Origin of the sequence: Streptomyces sp. NPDC057623 (assembly GCF_042800355.1) — a bacterium.
Lineage (GTDB): Bacteria > Actinomycetota > Actinomycetes > Streptomycetales > Streptomycetaceae > Streptomyces.
This window is the reverse complement of sequence record NZ_JBHVGZ010000030.1, coordinates 39,130-63,986: the sequence shown is the minus strand read 5'-3', so window position 1 is coordinate 63,986 and position 24,857 is coordinate 39,130. Positions and strand designations below refer to the sequence as shown.

The 24,857-nt window shown below is 69.2% G+C and carries 22 protein-coding genes; 15 read left to right on the top strand and 7 right to left on the bottom strand.

Annotated elements, in window-relative coordinates:
• Positions 1-23 precede the first annotated feature (23 nt).
• The 4 genes from ACFU95_RS27490 (at position 24) to ACFU95_RS27475 (ending at position 5,765) form a co-directional block, all read left to right on the top strand.
• A complete protein-coding gene (locus ACFU95_RS27490) occupies positions 24-302 on the top strand; it encodes a hypothetical protein (RefSeq protein ID WP_383832477.1) in 279 nt (92 codons plus the stop codon).
• Positions 303-462: 160 nt separating this feature from the next.
• Positions 463-1,635, top strand: coding sequence for a sensor histidine kinase (locus tag ACFU95_RS27485; protein WP_383832403.1), 1,173 nt, complete (start codon positions 463-465; stop codon positions 1,633-1,635).
• A gap of 84 nt (positions 1,636-1,719) precedes the next feature.
• Positions 1,720-2,403 carry a response regulator gene (locus tag ACFU95_RS27480; RefSeq protein WP_383832401.1) on the top strand — a complete coding sequence of 228 codons (684 nt, stop codon included), beginning with the start codon at positions 1,720-1,722 and terminating at the stop codon, positions 2,401-2,403.
• Positions 2,404-2,612: 209 nt separating this feature from the next.
• Positions 2,613-5,765 (top strand): efflux RND transporter permease subunit, encoded by a 3,153-nt coding sequence (locus ACFU95_RS27475; protein WP_383832399.1) that lies wholly within the window; start codon positions 2,613-2,615, stop codon positions 5,763-5,765.
• A gap of 91 nt (positions 5,766-5,856) precedes the next feature.
• Here the strand turns inward: ACFU95_RS27475 and ACFU95_RS27470 are convergent, their stop codons facing one another.
• Entirely contained in the window at positions 5,857-7,002 is a 1,146-nt protein-coding gene (locus ACFU95_RS27470) for an RNA polymerase sigma factor (RefSeq protein WP_383832475.1), read from the bottom strand.
• 5 nt (positions 7,003-7,007) lie between these two features.
• Positions 7,008-7,427 carry a YciI family protein gene (locus ACFU95_RS27465; protein ID WP_383832397.1) on the bottom strand — a complete coding sequence of 140 codons (420 nt, stop codon included), beginning with the start codon at positions 7,425-7,427 and terminating at the stop codon, positions 7,008-7,010.
• 233 nt (positions 7,428-7,660) lie between these two features.
• Here ACFU95_RS27465 and ACFU95_RS27460 point away from each other — a divergent pair, with 233 nt between their 5' ends.
• Positions 7,661-8,401 carry a class I SAM-dependent methyltransferase gene (locus tag ACFU95_RS27460; RefSeq protein ID WP_383832395.1) on the top strand — a complete coding sequence of 247 codons (741 nt, stop codon included), beginning with the start codon at positions 7,661-7,663 and terminating at the stop codon, positions 8,399-8,401.
• 61 nt (positions 8,402-8,462) lie between these two features.
• On the opposite strand, the gene nadA is transcribed toward ACFU95_RS27460, so the two are convergent.
• On the bottom strand, positions 8,463-9,647 hold the full coding sequence (gene nadA, locus ACFU95_RS27455; protein ID WP_383832393.1) for a quinolinate synthase NadA: 1,185 nt from the start codon (positions 9,645-9,647) through the stop codon (positions 8,463-8,465).
• Positions 9,648-9,976: 329 nt separating this feature from the next.
• Between nadA and ACFU95_RS27450 the strand changes: the two genes are divergently transcribed.
• Positions 9,977-10,333: a HesB/IscA family protein gene (locus ACFU95_RS27450; protein WP_383832391.1), complete on the top strand. Its 357-nt coding sequence runs from the start codon at positions 9,977-9,979 to the stop codon at positions 10,331-10,333.
• Between the two features lie 106 nt (positions 10,334-10,439).
• Here ACFU95_RS27450 and ACFU95_RS27445 read toward each other — a convergent pair whose 3' ends face one another.
• Complete coding sequence (locus ACFU95_RS27445) at positions 10,440-12,182, bottom strand: hypothetical protein (protein WP_383832389.1); 1,743 nt, start codon at positions 12,180-12,182, stop codon at positions 10,440-10,442.
• 154 nt (positions 12,183-12,336) lie between these two features.
• On the bottom strand, positions 12,337-12,546 hold the full coding sequence (locus ACFU95_RS27440) for a hypothetical protein (protein ID WP_383832387.1): 210 nt from the start codon (positions 12,544-12,546) through the stop codon (positions 12,337-12,339).
• A gap of 133 nt (positions 12,547-12,679) precedes the next feature.
• Here ACFU95_RS27440 and ACFU95_RS27435 point away from each other — a divergent pair, with 133 nt between their 5' ends.
• The gene (locus ACFU95_RS27435) at positions 12,680-13,654 is read left to right on the top strand and encodes a carbohydrate kinase family protein (RefSeq protein WP_383832385.1); all 975 of its coding nucleotides are present in this window, start codon (positions 12,680-12,682) and stop codon (positions 13,652-13,654) included.
• Positions 13,655-13,751: 97 nt separating this feature from the next.
• Here ACFU95_RS27435 and ACFU95_RS27430 read toward each other — a convergent pair whose 3' ends face one another.
• Entirely contained in the window at positions 13,752-15,128 is a 1,377-nt protein-coding gene (locus tag ACFU95_RS27430) for a cysteine desulfurase/sulfurtransferase TusA family protein (protein ID WP_383832383.1), read from the bottom strand.
• A 288-nt stretch (positions 15,129-15,416) separates the two neighbouring features.
• Between ACFU95_RS27430 and coxB the strand changes: the two genes are divergently transcribed.
• From coxB to ACFU95_RS27410, 4 genes are all read left to right on the top strand, one after another.
• The gene (gene coxB, locus ACFU95_RS27425; RefSeq protein ID WP_383832381.1) at positions 15,417-16,382 is read left to right on the top strand and encodes a cytochrome c oxidase subunit II; all 966 of its coding nucleotides are present in this window, start codon (positions 15,417-15,419) and stop codon (positions 16,380-16,382) included.
• Positions 16,379-18,115 carry a cytochrome c oxidase subunit I gene (ctaD, locus tag ACFU95_RS27420; protein WP_383832379.1) on the top strand — a complete coding sequence of 579 codons (1,737 nt, stop codon included), beginning with the start codon at positions 16,379-16,381 and terminating at the stop codon, positions 18,113-18,115. Before coxB ends, ctaD begins: the two co-directional genes overlap by 4 nt.
• A complete protein-coding gene (locus tag ACFU95_RS27415) occupies positions 18,112-18,510 on the top strand; it encodes a cytochrome c oxidase subunit 4 (protein ID WP_383832378.1) in 399 nt (132 codons plus the stop codon). Before ctaD ends, ACFU95_RS27415 begins: the two co-directional genes overlap by 4 nt.
• A gap of 130 nt (positions 18,511-18,640) precedes the next feature.
• Entirely contained in the window at positions 18,641-19,903 is a 1,263-nt protein-coding gene (locus ACFU95_RS27410; protein ID WP_383832376.1) for an Ig-like domain-containing protein, read from the top strand.
• 97 nt (positions 19,904-20,000) lie between these two features.
• Here the strand turns inward: ACFU95_RS27410 and ACFU95_RS27405 are convergent, their stop codons facing one another.
• Entirely contained in the window at positions 20,001-20,402 is a 402-nt protein-coding gene (locus ACFU95_RS27405) for a hypothetical protein (RefSeq protein ID WP_302001309.1), read from the bottom strand.
• 145 nt (positions 20,403-20,547) lie between these two features.
• Here ACFU95_RS27405 and ACFU95_RS27400 point away from each other — a divergent pair, with 145 nt between their 5' ends.
• The 4 genes from ACFU95_RS27400 to ACFU95_RS27385 all read left to right on the top strand — a co-directional run bounded on the left by ACFU95_RS27400 (position 20,548) and on the right by ACFU95_RS27385 (position 24,741).
• Entirely contained in the window at positions 20,548-21,168 is a 621-nt protein-coding gene (locus ACFU95_RS27400) for a heme-copper oxidase subunit III (protein ID WP_031483278.1), read from the top strand.
• Between the two features lie 80 nt (positions 21,169-21,248).
• Positions 21,249-22,061, top strand: coding sequence for a c-type cytochrome (locus ACFU95_RS27395; RefSeq protein ID WP_383832373.1), 813 nt, complete (start codon positions 21,249-21,251; stop codon positions 22,059-22,061).
• A complete protein-coding gene (locus ACFU95_RS27390) occupies positions 22,058-23,107 on the top strand; it encodes a Rieske 2Fe-2S domain-containing protein (protein ID WP_383832370.1) in 1,050 nt (349 codons plus the stop codon). Before ACFU95_RS27395 ends, ACFU95_RS27390 begins: the two co-directional genes overlap by 4 nt.
• Positions 23,104-24,741, top strand: a complete 1,638-nt coding sequence (locus ACFU95_RS27385; RefSeq protein WP_383832368.1) for a cytochrome bc complex cytochrome b subunit — start codon at positions 23,104-23,106, stop codon at positions 24,739-24,741. Before ACFU95_RS27390 ends, ACFU95_RS27385 begins: the two co-directional genes overlap by 4 nt.
• Positions 24,742-24,857: the final 116 nt, after the last annotated feature.

The following is a 24,857-nucleotide window of genomic DNA, read 5'->3' as shown; positions in this document are numbered from 1 at the left end:
CCGAGGAGGGCGAGATGGGCGACATGATCGTCCGGATCATGGGTGAGGGGCAGGTGAAGCTGTCCGACAGTCACCTGCCCGAGTTGAACAAGCTCGACGACGAACTCCTGACGGAAATGGAGAACGGCGACGGCCCCGGCTTCCGCCGCACCCTCGGCGCCCTCCTCGCCAAGGTCCGGGAACTGGGCGACCCCCTGCCCGACGACTCCCTGGAACCGTCGGAACTGATCCTGCCGTCGCCGGACGCGACGCTGGAGGAGGTCCGGGAGCTGTTGAGCGACGACGGTTTGATCCCGGGCTGAGCCACATCAGCCCGTCTGGGGGCACCCGCGGGGGTCTGGGGGCGGCAGCCCCCGGCGACGCGCACCGCAAGGCCCGGCACACGACACGAGGAACCTCCAGTTGGCCCCCGTCCCAAGCCCCGCAGGGAATCGCGCCCGGCGGCACCTCCAGGCGCATCCCATGGCGCTGGACGCGGCATTGGCGGTCGGCGTACTCGCCTGCATGGTCGCCGGCTCGTTCGTGGACCCGCACGGGAAGAACGAGGTCACCTGGGCCCTGCGCACCCCGGACGCGCTCAGCCTCGTCCTCATCACCCTCGGCGCCGCCGCCCTGGTCTTCCGCCGCCGCGCACCCATGACGGTCCTCGCCCTCACCGGCACCGCCTCCGTCGTCGAGTCCGTCACCGGCGACCCCCGCGCCCCCGTCGCCATGTCCGCGGTCATCGCCCTCTACACCGTCGCCTCGACCACCGACCGCCCCACCACCTGGCGCGTCGGCCTGCTCACCATGACCGTGCTGACCGGCTCCGCCATGCTCGCCGGGCCCCTGCCCTGGTACGCCCAGGAGAACCTCGCGATCTTCGCCTGGACCGGCATCGGCGCCACCGCCGGCGACGCCGTCCGCAGCCGCCGCGCCTTCGTCGCCGCCATCCGCGAGCGCGCCGAACGCGCGGAACGCACCCGTGAGGAGGAGGCCCGCCGTCGCGTCGCCGAGGAACGCCTCCGGATCGCCCGGGACCTGCACGACGTCGTCGCCCACCACATCGCCCTCGTCAACGTCCAGGCCGGCGTCGCCTCCCACGTCATGGACAAGCGGCCCGACCAGGCCAAGGAGGCCCTGGCGCACGTACGCGAGGCCAGCCGGTCCGCGCTCAACGAACTCCGGGCGACCGTGGGCCTGCTCCGGCAGTCCGGTGACCCCGAGGCCCCCACCGAACCCGCCCCGGGCCTCGACCGCCTCGACGAACTCGCGGGCACCTTCCGCAGCGCGGGCCTCCAGGTGGAGGTGGCGCGCGCGTACCAGGGCGCCACGCTCCCCGCCGCCGTGGACCTGGCCGCCTACCGGGTCATCCAGGAAGCCCTCACCAATGTGCAGAAGCACGCGGGCCCGGAGGCGAAAGCCGAGGTCAGCGTCGTCCGCGTGGGCCCGAACGTCGAGATCACCGTGCTCGACGACGGAGCCGGCGACGACGCGACCGGCGAGGGCGGCGGCCACGGCCTGCTCGGCATGCGCGAGCGGGTCACCGCCCTGCGCGGCACCCTCACCACCGGCCCCCGCTACGGAGGCGGCTTCCGCGTCCATGCGATCCTGCCGCTCAAGAGCCGTACGCGCGCGGCGGAGGACGCCGTATGACGACGCCGCGGGGAACTCACACCCACCCCGCGGCAGTTCTCGTATGACGAAGCCGTCCACCTCGTGCCCCGCAGAGGACTCCGCATGACCATCCGCGTCCTGCTCGCCGACGACCAGGCCCTTCTCCGCAGCGCCTTCCGCGTGCTGGTCGACTCCGAGCCCGACATGGAGGTCGTCGGCGAGGCCTCCGACGGGGCCGAGGCGGTGCGGCTGGCCAAGGAGGAGCGGGCGGACGTCGTGCTGATGGACATCCGGATGTCCGGCACCGACGGCCTCGCCGCCACCCGCATGATCAGTGCCGACCCGGCCCTGGCACATGTCCGCGTCGTCATCCTGACCACGTTCGAGGTCGACGACTACGTCGTGCAGTCGCTGCGCGCCGGCGCCTCCGGCTTCCTCGGCAAGGGGTCCGAACCCGACGAGCTCCTCAGCGCCATCCGCGTCGCGGCCGGCGGTGAGGCCCTGCTCTCCCCGGCCGCCACCAAGGGCCTGATCGCCCGCTTCCTCGCCCAGGGCTACGGCGCGGACGACGACCGCGACCCCGCCCGCGCCGACCGGCTCGGCGCCCTCACCGTCCGGGAGCGCGAGGTCCTGGTCCAGGTCGCCGGCGGACACTCCAACGACGAGATCGCCGAGCGGCTGGAGGTCAGCCCGCTGACCGTGAAGACGCACGTCAACCGGGCCATGTCCAAGCTGGGTGCCCGCGACCGGGCCCAGCTCGTGGTGATCGCGTACGAATCCGGGCTGGTACGTCCAAGGGTGGAGTGACCCGGAGCGGGCGTACTGCGCCCGGAGTATGCGCCGCATAAGGAAATGGACCTGGGGTCTACGAAAACGGGCTCCCCGATGGCTCAGGGTGTTAGGGCGGGCGCTCACATGAGTGGAGTGCTGCGTGTGTGGCGTGCCGTGGTGTGCCACGGACGCCCTGCGCTGTCCGCTGCCCACTTCTGCCGCTCACAGAAGAGAGACCCTGACCCATGTCCTGGCTGTCGAAATTCAGCCTCGCGCAACGTGCCCTGATCGGCCTGATGTCGATCATCGCCATCGCCTTCGGCGCGATCGCGATACCTCAGCTCAAGCAGCAGCTGCTGCCCTCCATCGAACTGCCCATGGTGTCCGTGCTGGCGCCGTACCAGGGCGCGTCACCGGACGTGGTCGAGAAGCAGGTCGTCGAGCCGATCGAGGACAGCCTCGAAGCCGTCGACGGCATCACCGGCGTCACCTCCACGGCCAGCGAGGGCAACGCCGTGATCATGGCGTCCTTCGACTACGGCCCCGACACCCAGCAGCTGGTCGCCGACGTCCAGCAGGCCGTCAACCGCGCCCGCGTCCAGCTCCCGGACGATGTGGACCCGCAGGTCATCGCCGGTTCCACGGACGACATCCCGACCGTCGTGCTCTCCGTGACCTCCGACAAGGACCAGCAGGCCCTGGCCGACGAGCTCGACCGGACGGTCGTGGCGGACCTGAAGGAGATCGACGGCGTCGGCCAGGTCACCGTCGACGGCGTGCGCGACCTCCAGGTCACCGTGACGCCGAACGACGCGAAGCTGGCGAAGGCGGGCCTGACCCCGGCCGCCCTCTCCCAGGCCCTCCAGGCCGGCGGCGCCACCGTCCCGGCCGGCTCCTTCGACGAGGACGGCAGCAACCGCACGGTCCAGGTGGGCGGTGGCTTCACCTCGCTGGAGCAGATCAAGGACCTGATGGTCACCGGCGAGGGCGCGGCCGCCTCCGCGAAGAAGCCGGTCCGCCTGGGTGACGTCGCCACCGTCGAGCAGGAGCAGGCCGCGGCCGACTCCATCACGCGCACGGACGGCAAGCCGTCCCTCGCGGTCGCGGTCACCATGGACCGTGACGGCAGCGCCGTCGCGATCTCGGACGCGGTGCGGGACAAGCTCGCGGAGATGCGCGAGGACCTCGGTACGGGCGCCACGGTCACGGTCGTCAGCGACCAGGGGCCGGCGGTCAAGAAGTCCATCGACGGCCTGACCACGGAAGGCGCCCTCGGCCTGCTCTTCGCGGTCCTCATCATCCTGGTCTTCCTGGCGTCGATCCGCTCGACGCTGGTGACCGCCGTCTCCATCCCGCTGTCGGTGGTCCTGGCCCTGATCGTGCTGTGGACCAGGGACCTCTCCCTGAACATGCTGACGCTCGGCGCGCTCACCATCGCCATCGGCCGCGTCGTCGACGACTCGATCGTGGTCCTGGAGAACATCAAGCGGCACCTCGGCTACGGCGAGGAGCGCGAGGAGGCCATCCTCAAGGCGGTCCGCGAGGTCGCCGGAGCGGTCACCTCCTCCACGCTCACCACGGTGGCCGTCTTCCTGCCGATCGGCCTGGTCGGCGGCATGGTGGGCGAGCTGTTCGGCTCGTTCAGCCTGACGGTGACGGCGGCCCTGCTGGCGTCGCTGCTGGTCTCGCTGACGGTCGTACCGGTCCTGTCGTACTGGTTCCTGCGCGCCCCGAAGGGCACCCCGGAGGATGCCGACGAGGCCCGCCGCAAGGCCGAGGAGAAGGAGGCGAAGAGCAGGCTCCAGCGCTTCTACGTCCCCGTCCTGCGCTTCGCGACCCGCCGCCGTCTGACCAGCGTGCTGCTCGCGGGCGTCGTCCTCATCGGCACGTTCGGCATGGCGCCGCTGCTGAAGACGAACTTCTTCGACCAGGGCGAGCAGGAAGTCCTCACCGTCAAGCAGGAGTTGAAGCCGGGCACCAGCCTGGCGGCGACCGACGAGCAGGCGACGAAGGTCGAGAAGCTGCTCGCCGGTACCAAGGGCGTGAAGGACTACCAGGTCACGATCGGCTCGTCCGGCTTCATGGCGGCCTTCGGCGGCGGCACGGACACCAACCAGGCGTCGTACCAGGTGATGCTGGAGGACTCGGCGTCGTACGAGGACGTGCAGGACCGCATCGAGGCGGGCCTGAAGAAGCTCGACGGCGTCGGTACGACCACCATCGCGGCCGGTGACGGCTTCGGCGCCCAGGACCTCAGCGTCGTCGTGAAGGCGGCCGACGGGAACGTCCTGCGCACGGCGGCCGAGCAGGTCCGCAAGGCGGTCGCCGGCCTGGACGACGTCACGGACGTGACCAGCGACCTGGCGCAGAGCGTGCCGCGCATCTCGGTGAAGGCCAACGACAAGGCGGCCGCGGCGGGCTTCGACGACCAGACCCTCGGGATGGCCGTCGCCCAGGCGGTGCGCGGCAACACGGCCGCCCAGGCGACCCTCGACGACACCGAGCGGGACATCGTCATCAAGTCGGCCAAGCCGGCGAAGACGCTGAAGCAGCTTCAGGACCTGCCCCTGGGCCCGGTGAAGCTGGGCGACATCGCCGACGTGAAGCTGGTGGACGGGCCGGTCTCGATGACCCGCATCGACGGCCAGCGCGCCGCCACGATCACCGCGAAGCCGACCGGCGACAACACCGGCGCGGTGAGTACGAAGCTCCAGTCCGAGATCGACGGGCTGACCCTCCCGGCCGGCGCCAAAGCCGAGATCGGCGGTGTCTCCGAGGACCAGGACGAGGCGTTCGTCAACCTGGGCCTGGCGATGCTGGCGGCGATCGCGATCGTCTTCATGCTGCTGGTCGCGACCTTCCGCTCGCTGATCCAGCCGCTGATCCTGCTCGTGTCGATCCCGTTCGCGGCGACCGGCGCGATCGGCCTCCTGGTGGCGACCGGCACCCCGATGGGCGTCCCCGCGATGATCGGCATGCTGATGCTGATCGGCATCGTGGTGACGAACGCGATCGTGCTGATCGACCTGATCAACCAGTACAGGCGGCAGGGATACGGCGTGGTGGAGGCGGTGATCGAGGGTGGCCGGCACCGTCTGCGGCCCATCCTGATGACCGCGCTGGCGACGATCTTCGCGCTGCTGCCCATGGCCCTGGGCGTCACCGGCGAGGGCGGCTTCATCGCCCAGCCGCTGGCCGTGGTCGTCATCGGCGGACTGATCACCTCGACCATGCTGACCCTGCTCCTCGTCCCCACGCTGTACGCGATGGTGGAGCTCCGCAAGGAGCGCCGGGCGAAGAAGCGGGCGGCGAAGAGGGCGAGGAAGGCGGGCGTCCCGACCGGGCCGACGCCGGGTTCGGACTCGACTTCGGACGAGCCGGAACCCGCCGAGGTCTGATGTCCGGTCCGACCGCGCGGACCGTCTGAGCAGAGGCAGCCCGCCTCAGGAGAGATCCTGGGGCGGGCTGAGCCGTTCCCGGACCGGTCGGTCAGGGACGCCTGCGGGCGTTGAGCCGGGCGGCCTGGCGGGTCAGGTAGTCGCGTTCGGCGAGGTTGGACGCCTTCTCGGCCGCCTCGGCGTACAGCCGTGCCGCCGTCGCCAGGTCGCCGTCCCGCTCGTGGAGGTACGCCGACACCGCGGCGTGGCGGGGCAGCGTGTCGTCCAGCGCCGCGAGCGCGGCCAGCCCGGCGCGCGGTCCGTCCGCCTCGCCCACCGCCACGGCCCGGTTGAGCCGGACGACCGGGTTGTCGGTGAGGAGCGCGAGCTCGTCGTACCACTCGACGATCTGCACCCAGTCGGTCTCCCCGGCGGTGGGCGCGTCGGCGTGCAGCGCCGCGATGGCGGCCTGGGCCTGGAACTCACCCAGCCGGTCGCGCGCGAGCGCCGCCTGGAGGATCCCGACCCCCTCGGCGATCGTCGCGGTGTCCCACCGGCCGCGGTCCTGCTCCGCGAGCGGCACCAGGCTCCCGTCGGGCGCGGTCCGCGACGCGCGCCGGGCGTGGTGGAGCAGCATGAGGGCGAGCAGCCCCGCCACCTCGGGGTGGTCGATGGCGGCCGCGAGCTGCCGGGTGAGCCGGATGGCCTCGGCGGCGAGGTCGACGTCGCCGGAGTAGCCCTCGTTGAAGACCAGGTAGAGGACGCGCAGCACGGTGGCGACATCGCCCGGCTGGTCGAACCGTATGCCGGAGACGGTGCGCTTGGCGCGGCTGATGCGCTGCGCCATGGTCGCCTCGGGCACCAGGTAGGCCTGGGCGATCTGGCGGGTGGTGAGACCGCCGACGGCGCGCAGCGTGAGGGCGACCGCGGAGGACGGGGTCAGCGACGGGTGGGCGCACAGGAAGTAGACCCGCAGGGTGTCGTCCACCCCGGTCGCGGGCCCGGGTGCCGGTTCCTCGTCGACGAGGTCCTCACGCCGGCGCCGGGCGGTGTCCGCCCGTCTCGCGTCGAGGAACTTGCGCCAGGCCACGGTGACCAGCCAGCCCTTCGCGTCCCGCGGCGGGTCGGCCGGCCACACGCGGACCGCCTCGACGAGCGCGTCCTGCACGGCGTCCTCGGCCGCCGCGAAGTCGGCTCCGCGGCGGACGAGGACGCCGAGCACGCTCGGCGTGAGGCTCCTGAGCAGGGCCTCGTTCAGCTGTGTCACTTGAAGGTGCACTCCGTGACGCTGGGCTTGGCGCTCAGGAACGGACGGACCTCCAGCCACTCGTGGATCGGCTTCCCGCCCGCACCCGGGGCGGCGGACAGTTCGCCGGCCAGCTCGACCGCCCGCTCGTGGCTGTCGACGTCGATCACCATCCAGCCGGCGATGAGGTCCTTGGTCTCGGCGAACGGCCCGTCGGTGACCGGCGGCCGCCCCTCACCGTCGTACCGGACCCACGACCCTTCGGGGGCGAGTGCCTGACCGTCGACGAACTCGCCGCTCTTCTCCAGCCGGGCCGCGAAGTCGTTCATGTACTGCACATGGGCCGAGATCTCCTGAGGCGTCCACTGGTCCATGGGCACGTCGTTCACGGCAGCCGGTGCGCCGCGGTAGTGCTTGAGCAGCAGGTACTTCGCCATGGTGCTTCTCCTCGTCGCTGTGCGACCCATTCTGGTCGCGTTCACAGCAGGGACGGAGCCGGTCGCGGGTTCTCGACATCGCCGCAGAGGTTTTTTCGGCCCACCGCACAGTGAGCCCGGCGGACAGACCGACGGAGCGACCTCCGGATCTTCGTGGCTTCTGCCAGTACGGCCCTGTCTCGGGATGCCGGAAGACTGCCCGTCAACCACGAGGCACAGGGGAGGACACCACGATGAGCGTGCAGCAGTACGACGAGATCGGTGAGGCGTTCGAGGGCTTCAAGTCCCTGCCGCTGACGCGGTACGGGGAGGTGCCCGGCTTTCTGGACATGGTCGGGGACGTGCACGGAAAGTCGGTGCTGGACCTGGCCTGCGGCACCGGCTTCTACAGCCGGGAGTTCAGGCGGCGCGGCGCCGCGGAGGTGCTCGGAGTCGACATCTCCGGTGAAATGGTCGCCGCCGCGCGGAAGTTGGAGGAGCGCGACCCGCTGGGCGTGCGCTACGAGGTGGGCGACGTCAGCGAACTGCGGCCCTTCGAGCGGCGCTTCGACATCGCCACGGGGGTCCAGGCGCTCAACTACGCGCAGGACATAACCGCCCTGGAGCGGATGTGCCGCAATGTGCACCGCAGCCTGGAGCCGGGCGGAGAGTTCTTCGTGCTCGGCCAGTCCCCCGACTACCGCGGCGACGGGCCGTCCCTGGACAAGTACGGCTTCCTTTGCGAGCCGACCGGTGAGGAGACCGAGACCGGACCGCGATTCCGGGTCACGGCCCTGCTCGACCCGCCCATCTCGATCGTCGCCGCCGTCCCGCGCCGCGAGGTCTACGAATCGTGTCTGCGGGCCGCCGGATTCAGCGACCTGACCTGGGTCCCCCTGGAGGTGTCCGCCGCCGGTCTGCACCGGTTCGGTGCGGACTTCTGGGCCGACTTCCTCGCTCACCCCCCGCTGGAGATGCTGCGCTGCCGCGCCTGACGGGGAACAGCCGAGGGCGGGGCCCCGGCCGGAAGGCCGGGCCCCGCCCTCATGCGCTCGGTTACGGCAGCGCCAGCATCCGCTCCAGTGCCAGCTTCGCGAACGCCTCCGTCTCCTTGTCGACCTCGATGCGGTTGACCAGGTTGCCCTCGGCCAGCGACTCCAGGGTCCAGACCAGGTGGGGGAGGTCGATGCGGTTCATGGTCGAGCAGAAGCAGACCGTCTTGTCGAGGAAGACGATCTCCTTGCCCTCGGGCGCGAAACGGTTCGCCAGCCGGCGTACCAGATTCAGCTCGGTCCCGATCGCCCACTTGGAGCCGGCCGGGGCGGCCTCCAGGGCCTTGATGATGTACTCGGTCGAGCCGACCTGGTCCGCCGCCGCCACGACCTCGTGTTTGCACTCGGGGTGGACGAGGACGTTCACGCCCGGGATCCGCTCGCGCACGTCGTTCACCGAGTCGAGGCTGAAGCGGCCGTGCACCGAGCAGTGGCCGCGCCACAGGATCATCTTCGCGGCGCGCAGCTCGTCCGCCGTCAGCCCGCCGTTCGGCTTGTGCGGGTTGTAGAGGACACAGTCCTCCAGGGACATGCCCATGTCGCGGACGGCGGTGTTGCGGCCGAGGTGCTGGTCGGGCAGGAAGAGCACCTTCTCGCCCTGCTCGAAGGCCCAGTCCAGGGCCCGCTTGGCGTTGGACGACGTGCAGATCGTGCCGCCGTGCTTGCCCGTGAACGCCTTGATGTCCGCGGACGAGTTCATGTACGACACCGGCACGACCTGCTCGGCTATGCCGGCCTCGGTCAGTACGTCCCAGCACTCGGCGACCTGCTCGGCCGTCGCCATGTCGGCCATCGAGCAGCCGGCGGCGAGGTCGGGCAGGACCACCTTCTGGTCGTCGGACGTCAGGATGTCCGCCGACTCCGCCATGAAGTGCACGCCGCAGAACACGATGTACTCGGCCTCCGGGCGGGCGGCCGCGTCCCGGGCCAGCTTGAACGAGTCACCGGTCACATCGGCGAACTGGATGACCTCGTCGCGCTGGTAGTGGTGGCCGAGCACGAAGACCTTGTTCCCGAGCTTGGCCTTGGCCGCGCGGGCACGCTCGACCAGGTCCGGGTCGGACGGCGAGGGAAGGTCGCCGGGACACTCGACACCGCGCTCGCTCCTGGGGTCGGCCTCACGGCCGAGGAGCAGCAGGGCGAGGGGCGTCGGCTGTACGTCGAGCTCCTGGGTCTGGGCGGTGGTCACGACACGCACCCTTTCTGTTCTGCGGCTCGCCGGCACCGGAGAAATCCGGGCCCGGCGGGTCAAGCGGGACACCTTCATCGACTTCTCGTCGATATGACGCTATCTATCATAACCGGTTCACGTCACTTTGACGATGGCCATCATGTCGATGTGACGTGAATCCCGGTGACGGGCCCGCGTATTCCCCAAAGGGACGTTTTCCGCTTCGCACGCCGTGTGCGAGCATGAAGAAAGACCGAAAGACAAGCGCCCGGCCCCGGAATGAATCCGCGGCCCCGCCGGTTGCACTCGTCGGCAAGCAGTCTCCGTACAACCCGGGAGAGATGTAGATGTCCGTATCGGACGAGACCAGTACCGCCACCGACGGCATCATCCTGAGTGACGCCGCCGCGGCCAAGGTCAAGGCCCTGCTCGACCAGGAAGGCCGCGAGGACCTCGCGCTGCGTGTCGCCGTTCAGCCCGGCGGCTGCTCCGGCCTGCGCTACCAGCTCTTCTTCGACGAGCGCTCGCTCGACGGCGACGTCGTCAAGGACTTCGGCGGGGTCAAGGTCGTCACCGACCGCATGAGCGCCCCGTACCTGGGCGGCGCGTCCATCGACTTCGTGGACACCATCGAGAAGCAGGGCTTCACGATCGACAACCCGAACGCGTCGGGCTCCTGCGCCTGCGGCGACTCCTTCAACTGAGCAGCCCGGCCGAGTCCGGCTGACGCGCGGAAAGGCGGCGACCCCCTCCGACGGGGCCGCCGCCTTCCCCTGTCCACGGGCCCGGTAGGGGCCTGGGGACAGGCCCCTACCGGGCCCCGGACGTCTCCGGAGCGTCCGGCAGCTTCTGTCCCGGCTTCTCCAGCGGGACCGCCTGGCCGTCCGTGCCCACGACCTTCCGGTCCCCGAGCGGCTCGTCCAGCCGCACGCTCTTGTGGAACACCTTGGCGATCAGGATGCACACCTTGTCCGGCTGCGACGTCTCGGTCACCCGGACCGTCACCTCGCCACCGCTCTCGCTCGCCGTCACCTCGTAGTCGGCGCACACGCCGCCGGTGAAGGCCACGGTGAGTTCCCTGCCGTCGGCCGTGTAGCCGTCCACGCCGACGTTCCGGGTGATCGGCGACGCGCTCGGGTCGTCCTTCGGCTCGCTCGGCCGCGGGGTCGGCTGCCCGGACGGCTCCTCGGACGGCGTGGACGAGGCCAGGTACTTCGGGTCGATCGCCGGGTACGTCACCGTGAAGCTGTCCTGCGCGCCCGGCGTCCGCACCTCGAACAGCCAGGACGGCACCAGCGCCTGCCGCGCGTCCACCTGGTGCGCGGCCAGCCCGAACACCGCCTTCTCGACCGTCACGGTGTCCCCGGCCGGCGCACCCGTCGACGCCTGCGCCCCGCAGGGCGCCTCAAGCCGGTCCTTCAGCGGTACGGGGCTGGCGCAGCCGCCGATCCCCATGCGGTGACCGGCCCCCGGCGTCGCGTTCATCAGCCCGAGCGTCTTCTCGGCGTCCAGCACGGGGTAGGAGTCCCCCTTCGCCGGCGCCTTCAACTGACCGCTGCCGCCGACCACTTCGCCCTGGGTGCTCACGGTCACCCCGGTCGTCCAGCCGTGCGTGGGCAGCCCGCCGACCACCGGGTTCGCGTTCACCACCCGCTGGGCGCCCATGACCTGGCCCGCGTCGAGCTTCGCGTCGTCCTGACCCACCGCCTTGAGCACCGGCGCGGCCGCCTTCTTCGCGGCGGCCTCACCCACCGGGTCACCCGTCGGCTCGGCGGGCGCCTTGGCGCAGACGGTGGTGCTCTCGCAGTCGTCCGTGCCGGGGGTGTACCGGGAGAACGTCCAGGTCCCCGGCGCCCGCTTGTTCACCTGGAGAGCGGGCCCCGCCCCGTCCTTCGCGCCGACCCGCCAGGTCTGCCCCTGCGCCACCGGTGTCCCGTCCACGCCGAGCGCCTCGGCCAGTCGGGCCACGTCATCCGCGCCGACCTCGCCCCCCGCCCGGTACACGGGCGCCGATCCGGGCCCGTCGGGCAGTTCCCCGTCGGCCTTGTAGGTGACGCCGTACGGGTTGGGCTCGCCGGGCGCGATGCCGTTCGTACCGCCCTCGGTGCCGCCTTCGGAGTAACCGTCGAGATGGAGCGGCGGGGGAGTGTCACCGTCGGCCGCCCCGGACGTCGTACCGCCGTCCGAGCCGCCCGACGCGCTCGCGGCCAGGTAGGCCCCACCGCCCCCGACGAGCAGTACGGCGGCGGCGACGGAGGCGATGATCGCGGGGGAACGGCGCCGGGGCGTGTCGGAGGCATCGGCGTCGTCAGCGACGGCATCGGGAACGCCGACGGGATCCGACCCCTCGGCATCACCGGCCGCGGCGACGTGCTCGTCCTCGGTCTCGCCCTTCGCGTCGTCCGCGGCGTCGGGAACGGACGTACCGTCCTCCGCATCGCCGCCGGAAGCCTCGGCACCGGCGACGTCCGCGCCCTTCTCCAGCCCGGCGTCCTGCTCCTCGGCGGAGCCGTCGGCGCCCGTGTCGTCGTTCTCGGGTCGCTCGGTGTTCACCGCATCGCTCCTTCGGCTGCGCACATGTCCCATGACCCTGACCCGACCCTGTCAAAAGGGTGGGTCCACCGGGTCGTATCCCGCATCCCCTTTACGGGGGACGCCGATGGGACGCAGCGGGGGAGCGCGCGGTTCCCCGGACGGCGCAGTCGGCTCAGTCGCCGTAGTCCGACATCGCGTCCAGCAGCCGTGCCGACCTCGGCGGGACGGTCACTCCGTGGATGCGTGAGGGGGAGACGGGACGGGAAAGGACACGATCGGGAGCGGCCCAGTGAGGAGCCATCCGCGCACAGTCACCGAGCAGTGACGCCAGGTCGACCTCCAGGTCGGCCGGAGCGGGGGCGCGGACCTCGAATTTCGTCATAGCGGAACCGTAGGCTCACCGACACCCGCGAAGAAAGATCTACTATCGGGTAGTTTCGACTACTTCAGAGTCCCGGGCGCGAAACGATAGCGTGGACTGTCAACCCAACCTCCCCCGCAGGAGACTCCACGCCGTGCGCATCGCAGTCACCGGCTCCATCGCCACCGACCACCTCATGACCTTCCCCGGCCGCTTCGCCGACCAGCTCGTCGCGGACCAGCTGCACACGGTCTCGCTCTCCTTCCTGGTCGACAACCTGGACGTACGCCGGGGCGGCGTAGGCGCGAACATCGCCTTCGGCATGGGTCAGCTGGGCACGCAACCGATCCTGGTCGGCGCCGCGGGCTCCGACTTCGACGAGTACCGGGCCTGGCTGGACCGGCACGGCGTCGACACCGGCTCGGTCCGCATCTCCGAGACCCTGCACACCGCCCGCTTCGTCTGCACCACCGACGCCGACCACAACCAGATCGGCTCCTTCTACACCGGTGCGATGAGCGAGGCCCGCCTCATCGAGCTCAAGACCGTCGCGGACCGTGTCGGCGGTCTCGACCTGGTCCTCATCGGCGCCGACGACCCCGAGGGGATGCTCCGCCACACGGAGGAGTGCCGCTCCCGCCAGATCCCCTTCGCCGCGGACTTCTCCCAGCAGATCGCCCGGATGAACGGCGACGAGATCCGGATACTGCTGGACGGAGCGACGTACCTCTTCTCGAACGAGTACGAGAAGGGCCTCATCGAGTCCAAGACCGGATGGACGGACGAGGAGATCCTCGGCAAGGTCGGCCACCGCGTCACGACCCTCGGTGCGCGCGGCGTCCGCATCGAGCGCGAGGGCGAGGACCCGATCGAGGTCGGCACCGCCGAGGAGGAGCGCAAGGCCGACCCCACGGGTGTCGGCGACGCCTTCCGCGCCGGGTTCCTCTCCGGCCTGGCGTGGGGTGTGTCCCTGGAACGGGCCGCTCAGGTCGGCTGCATGCTGGCGACGCTCGTCATCGAGACCGTCGGCACGCAGGAGTACCAGCTGCGGCGCGCGCACTTCATGGACCGGTTCACCAAGGCGTACGGGGACGCTGCCGCTGAGGAGGTCCGTAAGCACCTCGGCTGACGCCGGGTGCGACCACTCGTCTGCCACGGCAGATTCGTGGTCGGCTGCGGGTGCACGGGGGCTGTTCCACAGTCCCGCGCCCCTGACAGAGGGGCGTTCAGGTCACCCGGCGGATCAGATACGCCGTTCCTTTCTCCGCCGGCTCCTCGCCCACGTACTCCTGCCCCCGCATCGCGCACCACGCCGGGATGTCCAGCCGGGCGGCCTCGTCGTCGGCGAGGACGCGGACCAGTCCGCCGACCGGCACCTCGCCGATGACCTTGGCCAGCTCGATGACGGGGATCGGGCACAGCTTGCCGAGGGAGTCCACGACCAGGACGTCGTCCCGTACGACCGTCTCTGCGACCGGGGCGCCGAGTCTCTCCCGCACCCCCGCGACCGCCCCCGGCAGCACCTCAAGGAAACGCTCGACGTCCTCCGCCGCCGTCCCGAACGGCAACGACACCCTCACGTTCCCCTCGCTCAGCACCCCCATCGCCTTCAGTACATGGCTGGGCGTCAGCGTGCTGCTCGTGCAGGACGAACCGGACGAGACCGAAAACCCGGCACGGTCCAGCTCGTGCAGCAGTGCCTCCCCGTCGACATAGAGACACGAGAACGTGACGACGCCGGGGAGCCGTCGCACCGGATCGCCGACCACCTCCACATCCGGCACCAGCCCCGGCACCCGCGCCCGGATCCGCTCCGTCAGCTCCCGCAGCCGTACCGCCTCTTGGGCCGCCTCGGCCCGCACGGCACGCAGCGAGGCCGACGCGGCGACGATCGCCGGGATGTTCTCGAACCCGGGCGCCCGCCCCGACTCCCGCTCGTCCGCGGGCCCTTGCGCGGCGAACCGCACCCCTTTCCGTACGACGAGCAGCCCGACCCCGGACGGCCCACCCCACTTATGGGCACTCCCGGTCAGCACCGACCAGTCACCCTCGACGCGTCCCCACCCGAGCGACTGCGCCGCGTCCACCAGCAACGGCACCCCGGCCTCCTGGCACCGGGCGGCCACCTCGGCCACCGGCTGCTCTGTCCCCACCTCGTGGTTGGCCGACTGCAGACACGCCAGCGCGGTGTCCGCCCGCAGCGCATCCGCGTACGCCCGTACGCCCACCGCCCCCGCACGATCCACCGGCACCCGAGTGACGGTCCCCCCAGCAGCCTCGTGCGCGTCAGCCGCATGGAGCACAGAGGAGTGTTCGACGGCAGACACGATCAGGTGGCGTCCGACGCGCCGCCGCCCCGCCAACACCCCGGCGACACCCGAGTGGACGGCTTTCGTCCCCGATGTGGTGAACACCAACTCGTCGGCTCGGCACCCCACAGCCTCCGCAGCGGCCTCCCGAGCCGCGTCCAGCAGCATCCGCGCCCGCCGCCCTTCCCTGTAAAGACGGGTCGGGTCGGCCCACCCCTCATCAAGGGAGGCCACAAGCGCCTGCCGGGCCACAGGATGCAGAGGAGCACTGGAAGCAGCGTCGAAGTAACTCACACGGCAACGCTAGACGCCGGGCCACTGCAACGTCCCCAATAGGGGCGCGGGACTGTGACATCAGCGGCTCCGCCGCGGGGCGCGATCAGCCACAAACAACCCGCAGCCGCCAATCCAGCGAACCCCCCACCCCACTAGGCCCCCCTCCCCGCGAACCCCCGGAGGGCGTCGGCTAGGGTTTGGTCCGCATAAACATCCAAACCCCTGCCCGTCGCAGGGCGGCGACCGACCAGCGAGAAGGCAGGCCGCAGCCATACCGCGCGGGCGAGACTCTCGGGAAGGCGCTACGTGAGTCCCAACGGCTCCGACCGCTCGCCGCGGCGCCCGATGCGGCGGAAGCTGCTGCAGGCAATGACCGCGGGCCTGGTCCTGGCGACAGCCACCGGTTGCTCGTACAACTGGGAAGACTTCCCCCGCCTTGGTATGCCCACCCCGACCACGGAAGAGGCTCCGCGGATCCTCTCCCTGTGGCAGGGCTCGTGGGCGGCCGCGCTCGCCACGGGCGTGCTGGTCTGGGGCCTGATCCTGTGGAGCACCGTCTTCCACCGGCGCAGCCGCACCAAGGTCGAGGTTCCTCCGCAGACTCGGTACAACATGCCGATCGAGGCGCTGTACACGGTCGTTCCGCTCATCATCGTCTCGGTGCTGTTCTACTTCACCGCCCGCGACGAGACGAAGCTCCTCAGCCTCAAGGACAAGCCCGACCTCACGGTCAACGTCGTGGGCTACCAGTGGAGCTGGGCCTTCAACTACGTCCAGCCCGTCGACGGTTCCACCGGTGACGCGAAGACCGACAAGAACCTGTCCGCCATTCCGGACCGGTTCAAGGAGGACTTCCCGGCGAACGCGGGCGGTGTCTACGACGCCGGAACCCCGGCCAGCCGGAACCCCCAGACGGGCAACCCGGGCCCCACCCTGTGGCTGCCCAAGGGCAAGACGGTCCGCTTCGTCCTCACCTCGCGTGACGTCATCCACTCCTTCTGGGTGGTGCCGTTCCTGATGAAGCAGGACGTCATCCCGGGCCACACCAACGCCTTCGAGGTGACCCCCAACCGTGAGGGCACCTTCCTGGGCAAGTGCGCCGAGCTGTGCGGCGTCGACCACTCCCGGATGCTGTTCAACGTGAAGGTCGTCTCCCCCGAGCGCTACGAGCAGCACCTCAAGGACCTCGCCAAGAAGGGGCAGACCGGTTACGTTCCCGCCGGCATCGCGCAGACGGGCCACGAGAAGAACCGGGAGACGACAAACCTGTGAGCATCCTCAACGAACCCCAGGGTGCCGCGGCAGCTGAGGACTCGTACGAGAACGAGCTGCCGGTCAGGCGCAAGCAGCCCGGCAACGTCGTGGTCAAGTGGCTCACCACCACCGACCACAAGACGATCGGAACGCTGTACCTCGTCACGTCGTTCGCGTTCTTCGTGATCGGTGGCGTGATGGCGCTCTTCATGCGCGCCGAGCTCGCCCGGCCTGGTCTTCAGATCATGTCGAACGAGCAGTTCAACCAGGCGTTCACGATGCACGGCACGATCATGCTGCTGATGTTCGCGACGCCGCTGTTCGCCGGCTTCACGAACTGGATCATGCCGCTCCAGATCGGCGCACCGGACGTGGCCTTCCCCCGGCTGAACATGTTCGCCTACTGGCTGTACCTGTTCGGCTCGACGATCGCGGTCGGCGGCTTCCTCACCCCGAACGGTGCAGCCGACTTCGGCTGGTTCGCCTACTCCCCGCTGTCGGACGCGGTCCGCTCGCCGGGCATCGGCGCCGACCTGTGGATCATGGGTCTGGCCTTCTCCGGCTTCGGCACCATCCTCGGCGCGGTCAACTTCATCACCACGATCATCTGCATGCGCGCCCCCGGCATGACGATGTTCCGCATGCCGATCTTCGTCTGGAACGTGCTGCTGACCGCGGTGCTGGTCCTGCTCGCCTTCCCGGTCCTCGCGGCCGCGCTGTTCGCGCTGGAGGCGGATCGCAAGTTCGGAGCGCATGTCTTCGACTCTGCCAACGGCGGAGCGTTGCTGTGGCAACACCTCTTCTGGTTCTTCGGCCATCCAGAGGTGTACATCATCGCGCTGCCGTTCTTCGGCATCATCTCCGAGGTCATCCCGGTCTTCTCCCGCAAGCCGATGTTCGGCTACATGGGCCTGGTGGCCGCGACCATCTCGATCGCCGGTCTGTCCGTGACGGTGTGGGCGCACCACATGTACGTCACCGGCGGCGTACTCCTGCCGTTCTTCTCCTTCATGACGTTCCTCATCGCCGTACCGACCGGTGTGAAGTTCTTCAACTGGATCGGAACGATGTGGAAGGGCTCGTTGTCCTTCGAGACACCGATGCTCTGGGCGACCGGCTTCCTGATCACCTTCACCTTCGGTGGTCTGACCGGTGTCATCCTGGCCTCGCCGCCGATGGACTTCCACGTCTCGGACTCGTACTTCGTGGTGGCCCACTTCCACTACGTCGTCTTCGGCACCGTCGTCTTCGCGATGTTCTCCGGCTTCCACTTCTGGTGGCCGAAGATGACCGGCAAGATGCTCGACGAGCGCCTCGGCAAGATCACCTTCTGGACGCTGTTCATCGGCTTCCACGGCACCTTCCTGGTCCAGCACTGGCTGGGTGCCGAGGGCATGCCGCGTCGTTACGCGGACTACCTCGCGGCCGACGGCTTCACCGCCCTGAACACGATCTCGACGATCAGCTCGTTCGTGCTCGGCGCCTCGATCCTGCCGTTCTTCTACAACGTGTGGAAGACCGCCAAGTACGGCAAGAAGGTCGAGGTCGACGACCCGTGGGGCTACGGCCGCTCGCTCGAGTGGGCCACGTCCTGCCCGCCGCCGCGGCACAACTTCCTCACCCTGCCGCGGATCCGTTCCGAATCCCCGGCGTTCGACCTGCACCACCCTGAGATCGCCGCCCTCGACCAGCTCGAGAACGCCCCTCACGGTGAGAAGGCCCTCGCTGGTGGCAAGGAGGCCGGCAAGTGAAGATCCAGGGCAAGATGTTCATCTGGCTGGCCGTCTTCATCCTCGCCATGGCGATCGTCTATGGCGTGTGGTCGAAGGAGCCGGCCGGCACGACGGCCCTCTTCCTGTCCTTCGGTCTGTCCGTCATGATCGGCTTCTACCTGGGCTTCACGGCCCGGCGGGTCGACACGGGCGCCCAGGACAACAAGGAAGCGGACGTCGCGGACGACGCCGGCGAGGTCGGGTTCTTCAGCCCGCACAGCTGGCAGCCGCTCTCCCTCGCGATCGGTGGCGCGCTCGCCTTCCTGGCGATCGCGGTCGGCTGGTGGCTGCTCTACTTCTCGTTCCCGCTGCTGCTGATCGGCCTCTGGGGCTGGGTCTTCGAGTACTACCGCGGTGAGAACCGTACCCAGTAACACGAGCTGAGCTCACAGGAGCCCGGACACTCCGTCAGGAGAGTCCGGGTTCCTTCGTTTGCAGCAGCGCGGATCACCCATACGCCTTATCCGGCGCGCCGTGGCCGACGCGGCTTCCTACGTTGAGGCCATGAGCCAAATACCGCGTACGAGCACCGTCATAGGCTGCTCGCTGCTGCTGGTCGCGATAGGCGCGAGCGCCGTCGGCTGCAGCAGCGACGGCAACCCGCTGTCCGCCGAGCCCTACGACGCGGCCGACCAGATCGCCTTCAACGGCCCCACGGGCGACGGCGGGAAGGCCGACCCCGACAAGCCCCTGGAGATCACCGCCGAGGACTCCGACGGCCGCATCACGGACGTCACCGCCAGGGACGCCGCAGGACGCCATGTCGCGGGCGAACTCTCCGTCGACGGCACCCGCTGGCACAGCACCTCCCCGCTCGCCGCCAACGCCCACTACACGCTCCGCGTGAGCACCGAGGACGAGGACGGCGCCCCCGGCCGCAAGGTCCTCACCTTCGACACCAGCAAGCCGACCAGCAAGAAGCACCTGACGGTGACGTTCGGCCCCAAGACGGGCACATACGGCGTCGGCCAGCCCGTCACGGCCGAACTGAGCCAGCCCATCAAGGACAGGAACCAGCGGGCGATCGTGGAGCGGGCCCTCAAGGTCGAGTCCACCCCCGCCGTCGACGGCAACTGGCACTGGGTGGACGACACCAAGCTCCACTACCGCCCCCAGGAGTACTGGCCCGCCGGCGCCACCATCCAGGCCCGCAGCAACCTCGACGGCATCAAGATCAGCGACCGGCTCTGGGGCGGCAAGGTCAAGCCCCTGCGCATCACCATCGGTGACCAGGTCATCGCCGTCACGGACGCCGCGACCCACCAGCTGACGCTCTACCGCAACGGCGAGGAGGTCAGGTCGATCCCCGTCACGACCGGAAAGCCCGGCTTCGAGACCCGCAACGGCGTCAAGGTCGTACTGGGCAAGGAGTACTTCGTACGCATGCGCGGCACGAGCGTCGGCATAGCGGAGGGCTCCGCGGACTCGTACGACCTACCGGTCTACTACGCCACCCGCGTGACCTGGAGCGGCGAATACGTCCACGCCGCGCCCTGGTCGGTCGGCTCCCAGGGCTACGCCAACGTCAGCCACGGCTGCACCGGCATGAGCACCGCCAACGCCTCGTGGTTCTTCGACAACGTCCGCGAGGGCGACATCGTCAAGGTCATCAACTCGTACGGCAACACGATGGAGCCGTTCGGCAACGGCTTCGGCGACTGGAACCTGCCCTGGAAGAACTGGCGTGACGGCAGCGCCCTGGTGGGCGGCACACCGGATGGCCCGAGCCCGGCGGAGAGGGCGAACCTGAGGCCACAGAGCGTCTAGGCCGACGGGTCGGCAGCCGACCCGACGGGGCGCGAGGAACTGCGCGACCGGCCACACCGGACCCGCAGTCGCCCCACAACCCTCGGAACCCGCGCTCCTAGGCGCTCTGAAGGTTCTTCGTCCGCAGCAGGGAAGCCAACGCCGCCGCGAACTCCACCGGCTCCACAGGCAGCGTCACAGCCGCCTCAGCCCGGCTCCACGTGGCCAGCCACGCGTCCTGTGGCCGCCCGATCAGCAGCAGCACCGGCGGGCAGTTGAACACCTCGTCCTTGATCTGCCGGCAGACCCCCATGCCCCCCATGGGCACGGCCTCACCGTCCAGCACACAGACGTCGATGCCCCCCTTGTCCAGCTCGCGCACCACCGCGGCCGGCGTCGCGCACTCCACGAACTGCACCACAGGTACGTCCGGAGCGGGCCGGCGCCCGGTGGCCAGCCTCACCTGCTCGCGGGTGTTGGAGTCGTCGCTGTAGACCAGCACCGTGGCGGTCGGCTGCATTGTTCCTCCGTGACGTCAGCGTCGTAAGGACAGGCCCGTTGGGCCGGATGCTACTCCCTTGAACACCACGTCAACACCGGTACGGACAGCGAAGACACTCCGAACGGCACCCCCCGGAGTGAGGGCGGGATAAGCGACCGACATAATGTCGGTCGTGGCGACAGCAACGACAGTAGACAAGGGTCACGCGCACCCGTCGGTCAACCGACCGAACCTCACCAGCGTCGGAACCATCATCTGGTTGAGTTCCGAGCTGATGTTCTTCGCGGCCCTCTTCGCGATGTACTTCACCCTGCGATCGGTGACCGGTCCGGACTTCTGGCACGAGAAGGCCGCCGCCCTGAACTTCCCGTTCTCGGCGACGAACACCACGATCCTGGTGCTTTCCTCCCTCACCTGCCAGCTCGGCGTCTTCGCCGCCGAGCGCGGTGACGTGAAGAAGCTCCGGGGCTGGTTCATCGTCACCTTCATCATGGGTGCGATCTTCATCGGCGGTCAGGTGTACGAGTACACCGAGCTGGTCAAGCACGAGGGCCTCTCGCTCTCGTCCGACCCGTACGGCTCGGTCTTCTACCTGACCACCGGCTTCCACGGCCTGCACGTGACGGGCGGACTCATCGCCTTCCTGCTGGTCCTCGGTCGCACCTACGCGGCGAAGAGGTTCACGCACGAGCAGGCGACCGCCGCGATCGTCGTGTCCTACTACTGGCACTTCGTCGATGTCGTCTGGATCGGCCTCTTCGCCACGATCTACATGATCAAGTAGTCGGGCCCGATCCCGCGCGCGTTTCCACAAACGCACATACCGAAGCATCGACGCAGAAGATCCTGACACCGGGGTAATCCGTGAAAAAGCTCTCCGCACGACGACGCCATCCGCTGGCGGCGGTCGTCGTCCTACTCCTCGCGCTGGCGTGCACGGGGGGGCTGTACGCCGTGTTCGCTCCCGCGGACAAGGCGCAGGCCGAGGAATCCGCCCAGTCCCTCACCATCGAGGAGGGCAAGAAGCTCTACACCGTCGGCTGCGCCAGCTGCCACGGAGCCGATGGTCAGGGCACCTCCGACGGGCCGAGCCTGGTGGGCGTCGGCGCTGCCGCCGTCGACTTCCAGGTCTCGACGGGCCGTATGCCGGCCGCCACCTCCCAGGGCGCCCAGGTCCCGAAGAAGAAGAACATCTACTCGCAGGCCGAGATCGACCAGCTCGCGGCGTTCATCGCCTCGCTGGGCGCCGGCCCGTCCATCCCGACGGAGGAGCAGTACGGCCCCGAGGGAGCGGACATCGCCGAGGGCGGCGAGCTCTTCCGCAACAACTGCGCCCAGTGCCACAACTTCACCGGCAAGGGCGGCGCGCTGACGGAGGGCAAGTACGCACCGAGCCTGAAGGATGTCGACCCCAAGCACATCTACGAGGCCATGCAGACCGGCCCGCAGAACATGCCGTCGTTCCCCGACACCACGCTGTCGGAGCAGAACAAGAAGGACATCATCGCGTACCTGCACGCGGTCAACAGCGACGAGACGGTCAACCCGGGTGGTCTGGAGCTGGGCGGCCTCGGGCCGGTCAGTGAGGGCCTCTTCGCCTGGATCTTCGGGCTCGGTGCACTGATCGCGGTCGCCGTCTGGGTCGCCGCTCGGACCGCAAAGGCCAAGAAGTCATGAGTAGCCAAGACATTCCAGAAGAGAACCTGCCCGCTGAGCAGGACGCCCACGTCGCGGTAGCGGACGAGAAGAACCCCTTCGCCGACCCCGGTCTGCCGCCCCACGAGCACCGGATCCAGGACATCGACGAGCGGGCCGCCAAGCGGTCCGAGCGCACGGTCGCCCTGCTGTTCACGGTGTCGATGCTGGCCACCGTCGGCTTCATCGCCTCGTACGTCGCGATCCCGCACGACAAGTCGATCTTCGTCTTCCCGATCGGTCACCTCAACGCGCTGAACTTCGCGCTGGGTCTGACCCTCGGTGCGGCGCTGTTCTGCATCGGCGCGGGCGCGGTCCACTGGGCCCGCACCCTGATGTCGGACGTGGAGGTCGCGGACGAGCGACACGCCATCGCGGCGGAGCCCGAGGTCAAGGCCAAGGTCATGGCCGACTTCAAGCAGGGCGCCAAGGAGTCCGTGCTGGGGCGTCGCAAGCTGATCCGCAACACGATGTTCGGCGCGCTCGCCCTGTTCCCGCTCTCCGGCGTGGTCCTGCTGCGTGACCTCGGCCCGCTGCCCGGGACCAAGCTGCGCCACACCTTGTGGTCCAAGGGCAAGCTGCTCGTCAACATGAACACCGACGAGCCGCTGCGTCCCTCGGACGTCGCGGTCGGCTCCCTCACCTTCGCCAAGCCGGAGGGCCTGGAGGAGCACGACCACGACTTCCAGAACGAGATCGCCAAGGCCGCCCTGATGATCGTCCGGCTCCAGCCCGACGACATCAAGGACAAGCGCGAGCTCGAGTGGTCGCACGAGGGCATCGTCGCGTACTCGAAGATCTGCACCCACGTCGGTTGCCCGATCTCCCTGTACGAGCAGCAGACGCACCACGTGCTGTGCCCCTGTCACCAGTCCACCTTCGACCTCTCCGACGGTGCCCGAGTGATCTTCGGTCCCGCTGGTCACGCCCTGCCGCAGCTGCGGATCGGCGTGAACGACGAGGGCTACCTCGAGGCGCTCGGCGACTTCGATGAGCCCGTCGGTCCTGCATTCTGGGAGCGCGGATGAGCACCACAGAGACGACAGAGTCCCGCTCTCGCGGGAAGGCCCCGGCCGGCGAGCGCGTCGCCGACTGGGCGGACGGCCGACTGGGGATCTACTCCCTGGCCAAGGCCAACATGCGCAAGATCTTCCCCGACCACTGGTCGTTCATGTTGGGTGAGGTCTGCCTCTACAGCTTCATCATCATCATCCTCACGGGTGTGTACCTGACGCTGTTCTTCCACCCGTCGATGAACGAGGTGGAGTACCACGGCAGTTACGTCCCGCTGCAGGGACAGCTCATGTCGGAGGCGTTCAGCTCGACGCTGCACATCTCCTTCGACGTGCGCGGTGGTCTGCTCATCCGGCAGATCCACCACTGGGCGGCGCTGATCTTCCTCGCCGGCATGTTCGTGCACATGATGCGCGTGTTCTTCACGGGCGCGTTCCGCAAGCCGCGTGAGATCAACTGGCTGTTCGGCTTCCTGCTGTTCGTCCTGGGCATGTTCACCGGTTTCACCGGCTACTCGCTCCCGGACGACCTGCTCTCCGGCACCGGTGTGCGCTTCACCGAGGGCGCGATCCTGTCCATGCCGATCGTCGGCACGTACATCTCGTTCTTCCTCTTCGGCGGCGAGTTCCCGGGCGTCGACTTCGTGGCCCGTTTCTACTCGATCCACATCCTGCTGCTGCCGGGCATCATGCTCGGTCTGGTGGTCGGCCACCTGATCCTGGTCTTCTACCACAAGCACACGCAGTTCGCGGGCCCCGGAAAGACCAACAAGAACGTCGTCGGCATGCCGCTGATGCCGGTCTACATGGCCAAGGCCGGAGGCTTCTTCTTCCTGGTCTTCGGTGTCATCGCGGTCATCGCGGCGGTCGCGCAGATCAACCCGATCTGGGCCATGGGCCCCTACCGGCCGGACCAGGTGTCCACGGGCGCCCAGCCCGACTGGTACATGGGCTTCGCCGAGGGTCTGGTCCGGTACATGCCGGGCTGGGAGGTCAACTTCTGGGGTCACACGCTCGTCCTGGGCGTGTTCATCCCGCTGGTGCTCTTCGGTCTGGTCCTGGGCGCGATCGCGGTCTACCCGTTCATCGAGTCCTGGGTCACCGGAGACAAGCGCGAGCACCACATCCTGGACCGTCCGCGCAACGCTCCGACGCGTACCGCGTTCGGCGTCGCCTGGGTCACGGTGTACATGATCGGCCTGGTCGGTGGTGGCAACGACCTGTGGGCCACCCACTTCCACCTGTCGATCAACGCGGTCACCTGGTTCGTCCGGATCGGCTTCTTCGTCGGCCCGGTCCTCGCGTTCATCATCACCAAGCGGATCTGCCTCGGCCTCCAGCGCCGGGACAAGGACAAGGTGCTGCACGGCCGCGAGTCGGGCATCATCAAGCGCCTGCCGCACGGTGAGTTCATCGAGGTGCACGAGCCGCTCAGCCAGGACGCGCTGCACACCCTCACCGCGCACGAGCAGTACCAGCCGCTCGAGATCGGCCCGACGGTCGACGAGAACGGCGTCGAGCGCAAGGTGAAGGGCTCCGAGAAGCTGCGCGCCAAGCTCAGCAAGTCCTACTTCGACGAGGACGGCCAGATCCCGAAGCCCACCGTCGAGGAGTACAAGGAGATCACGAGCGGCCACGGCCACCACTGACGCTCCGCTGATGGTGCCGCGATGCGTCGTCGGTTGTCTGCGGCGCCGTTGTGGTTGGTCGCGCAGTTCCCCGCGCCCCTGAGGGGGCGCGTCGGAACCGCGGTCTCGCCAGTACT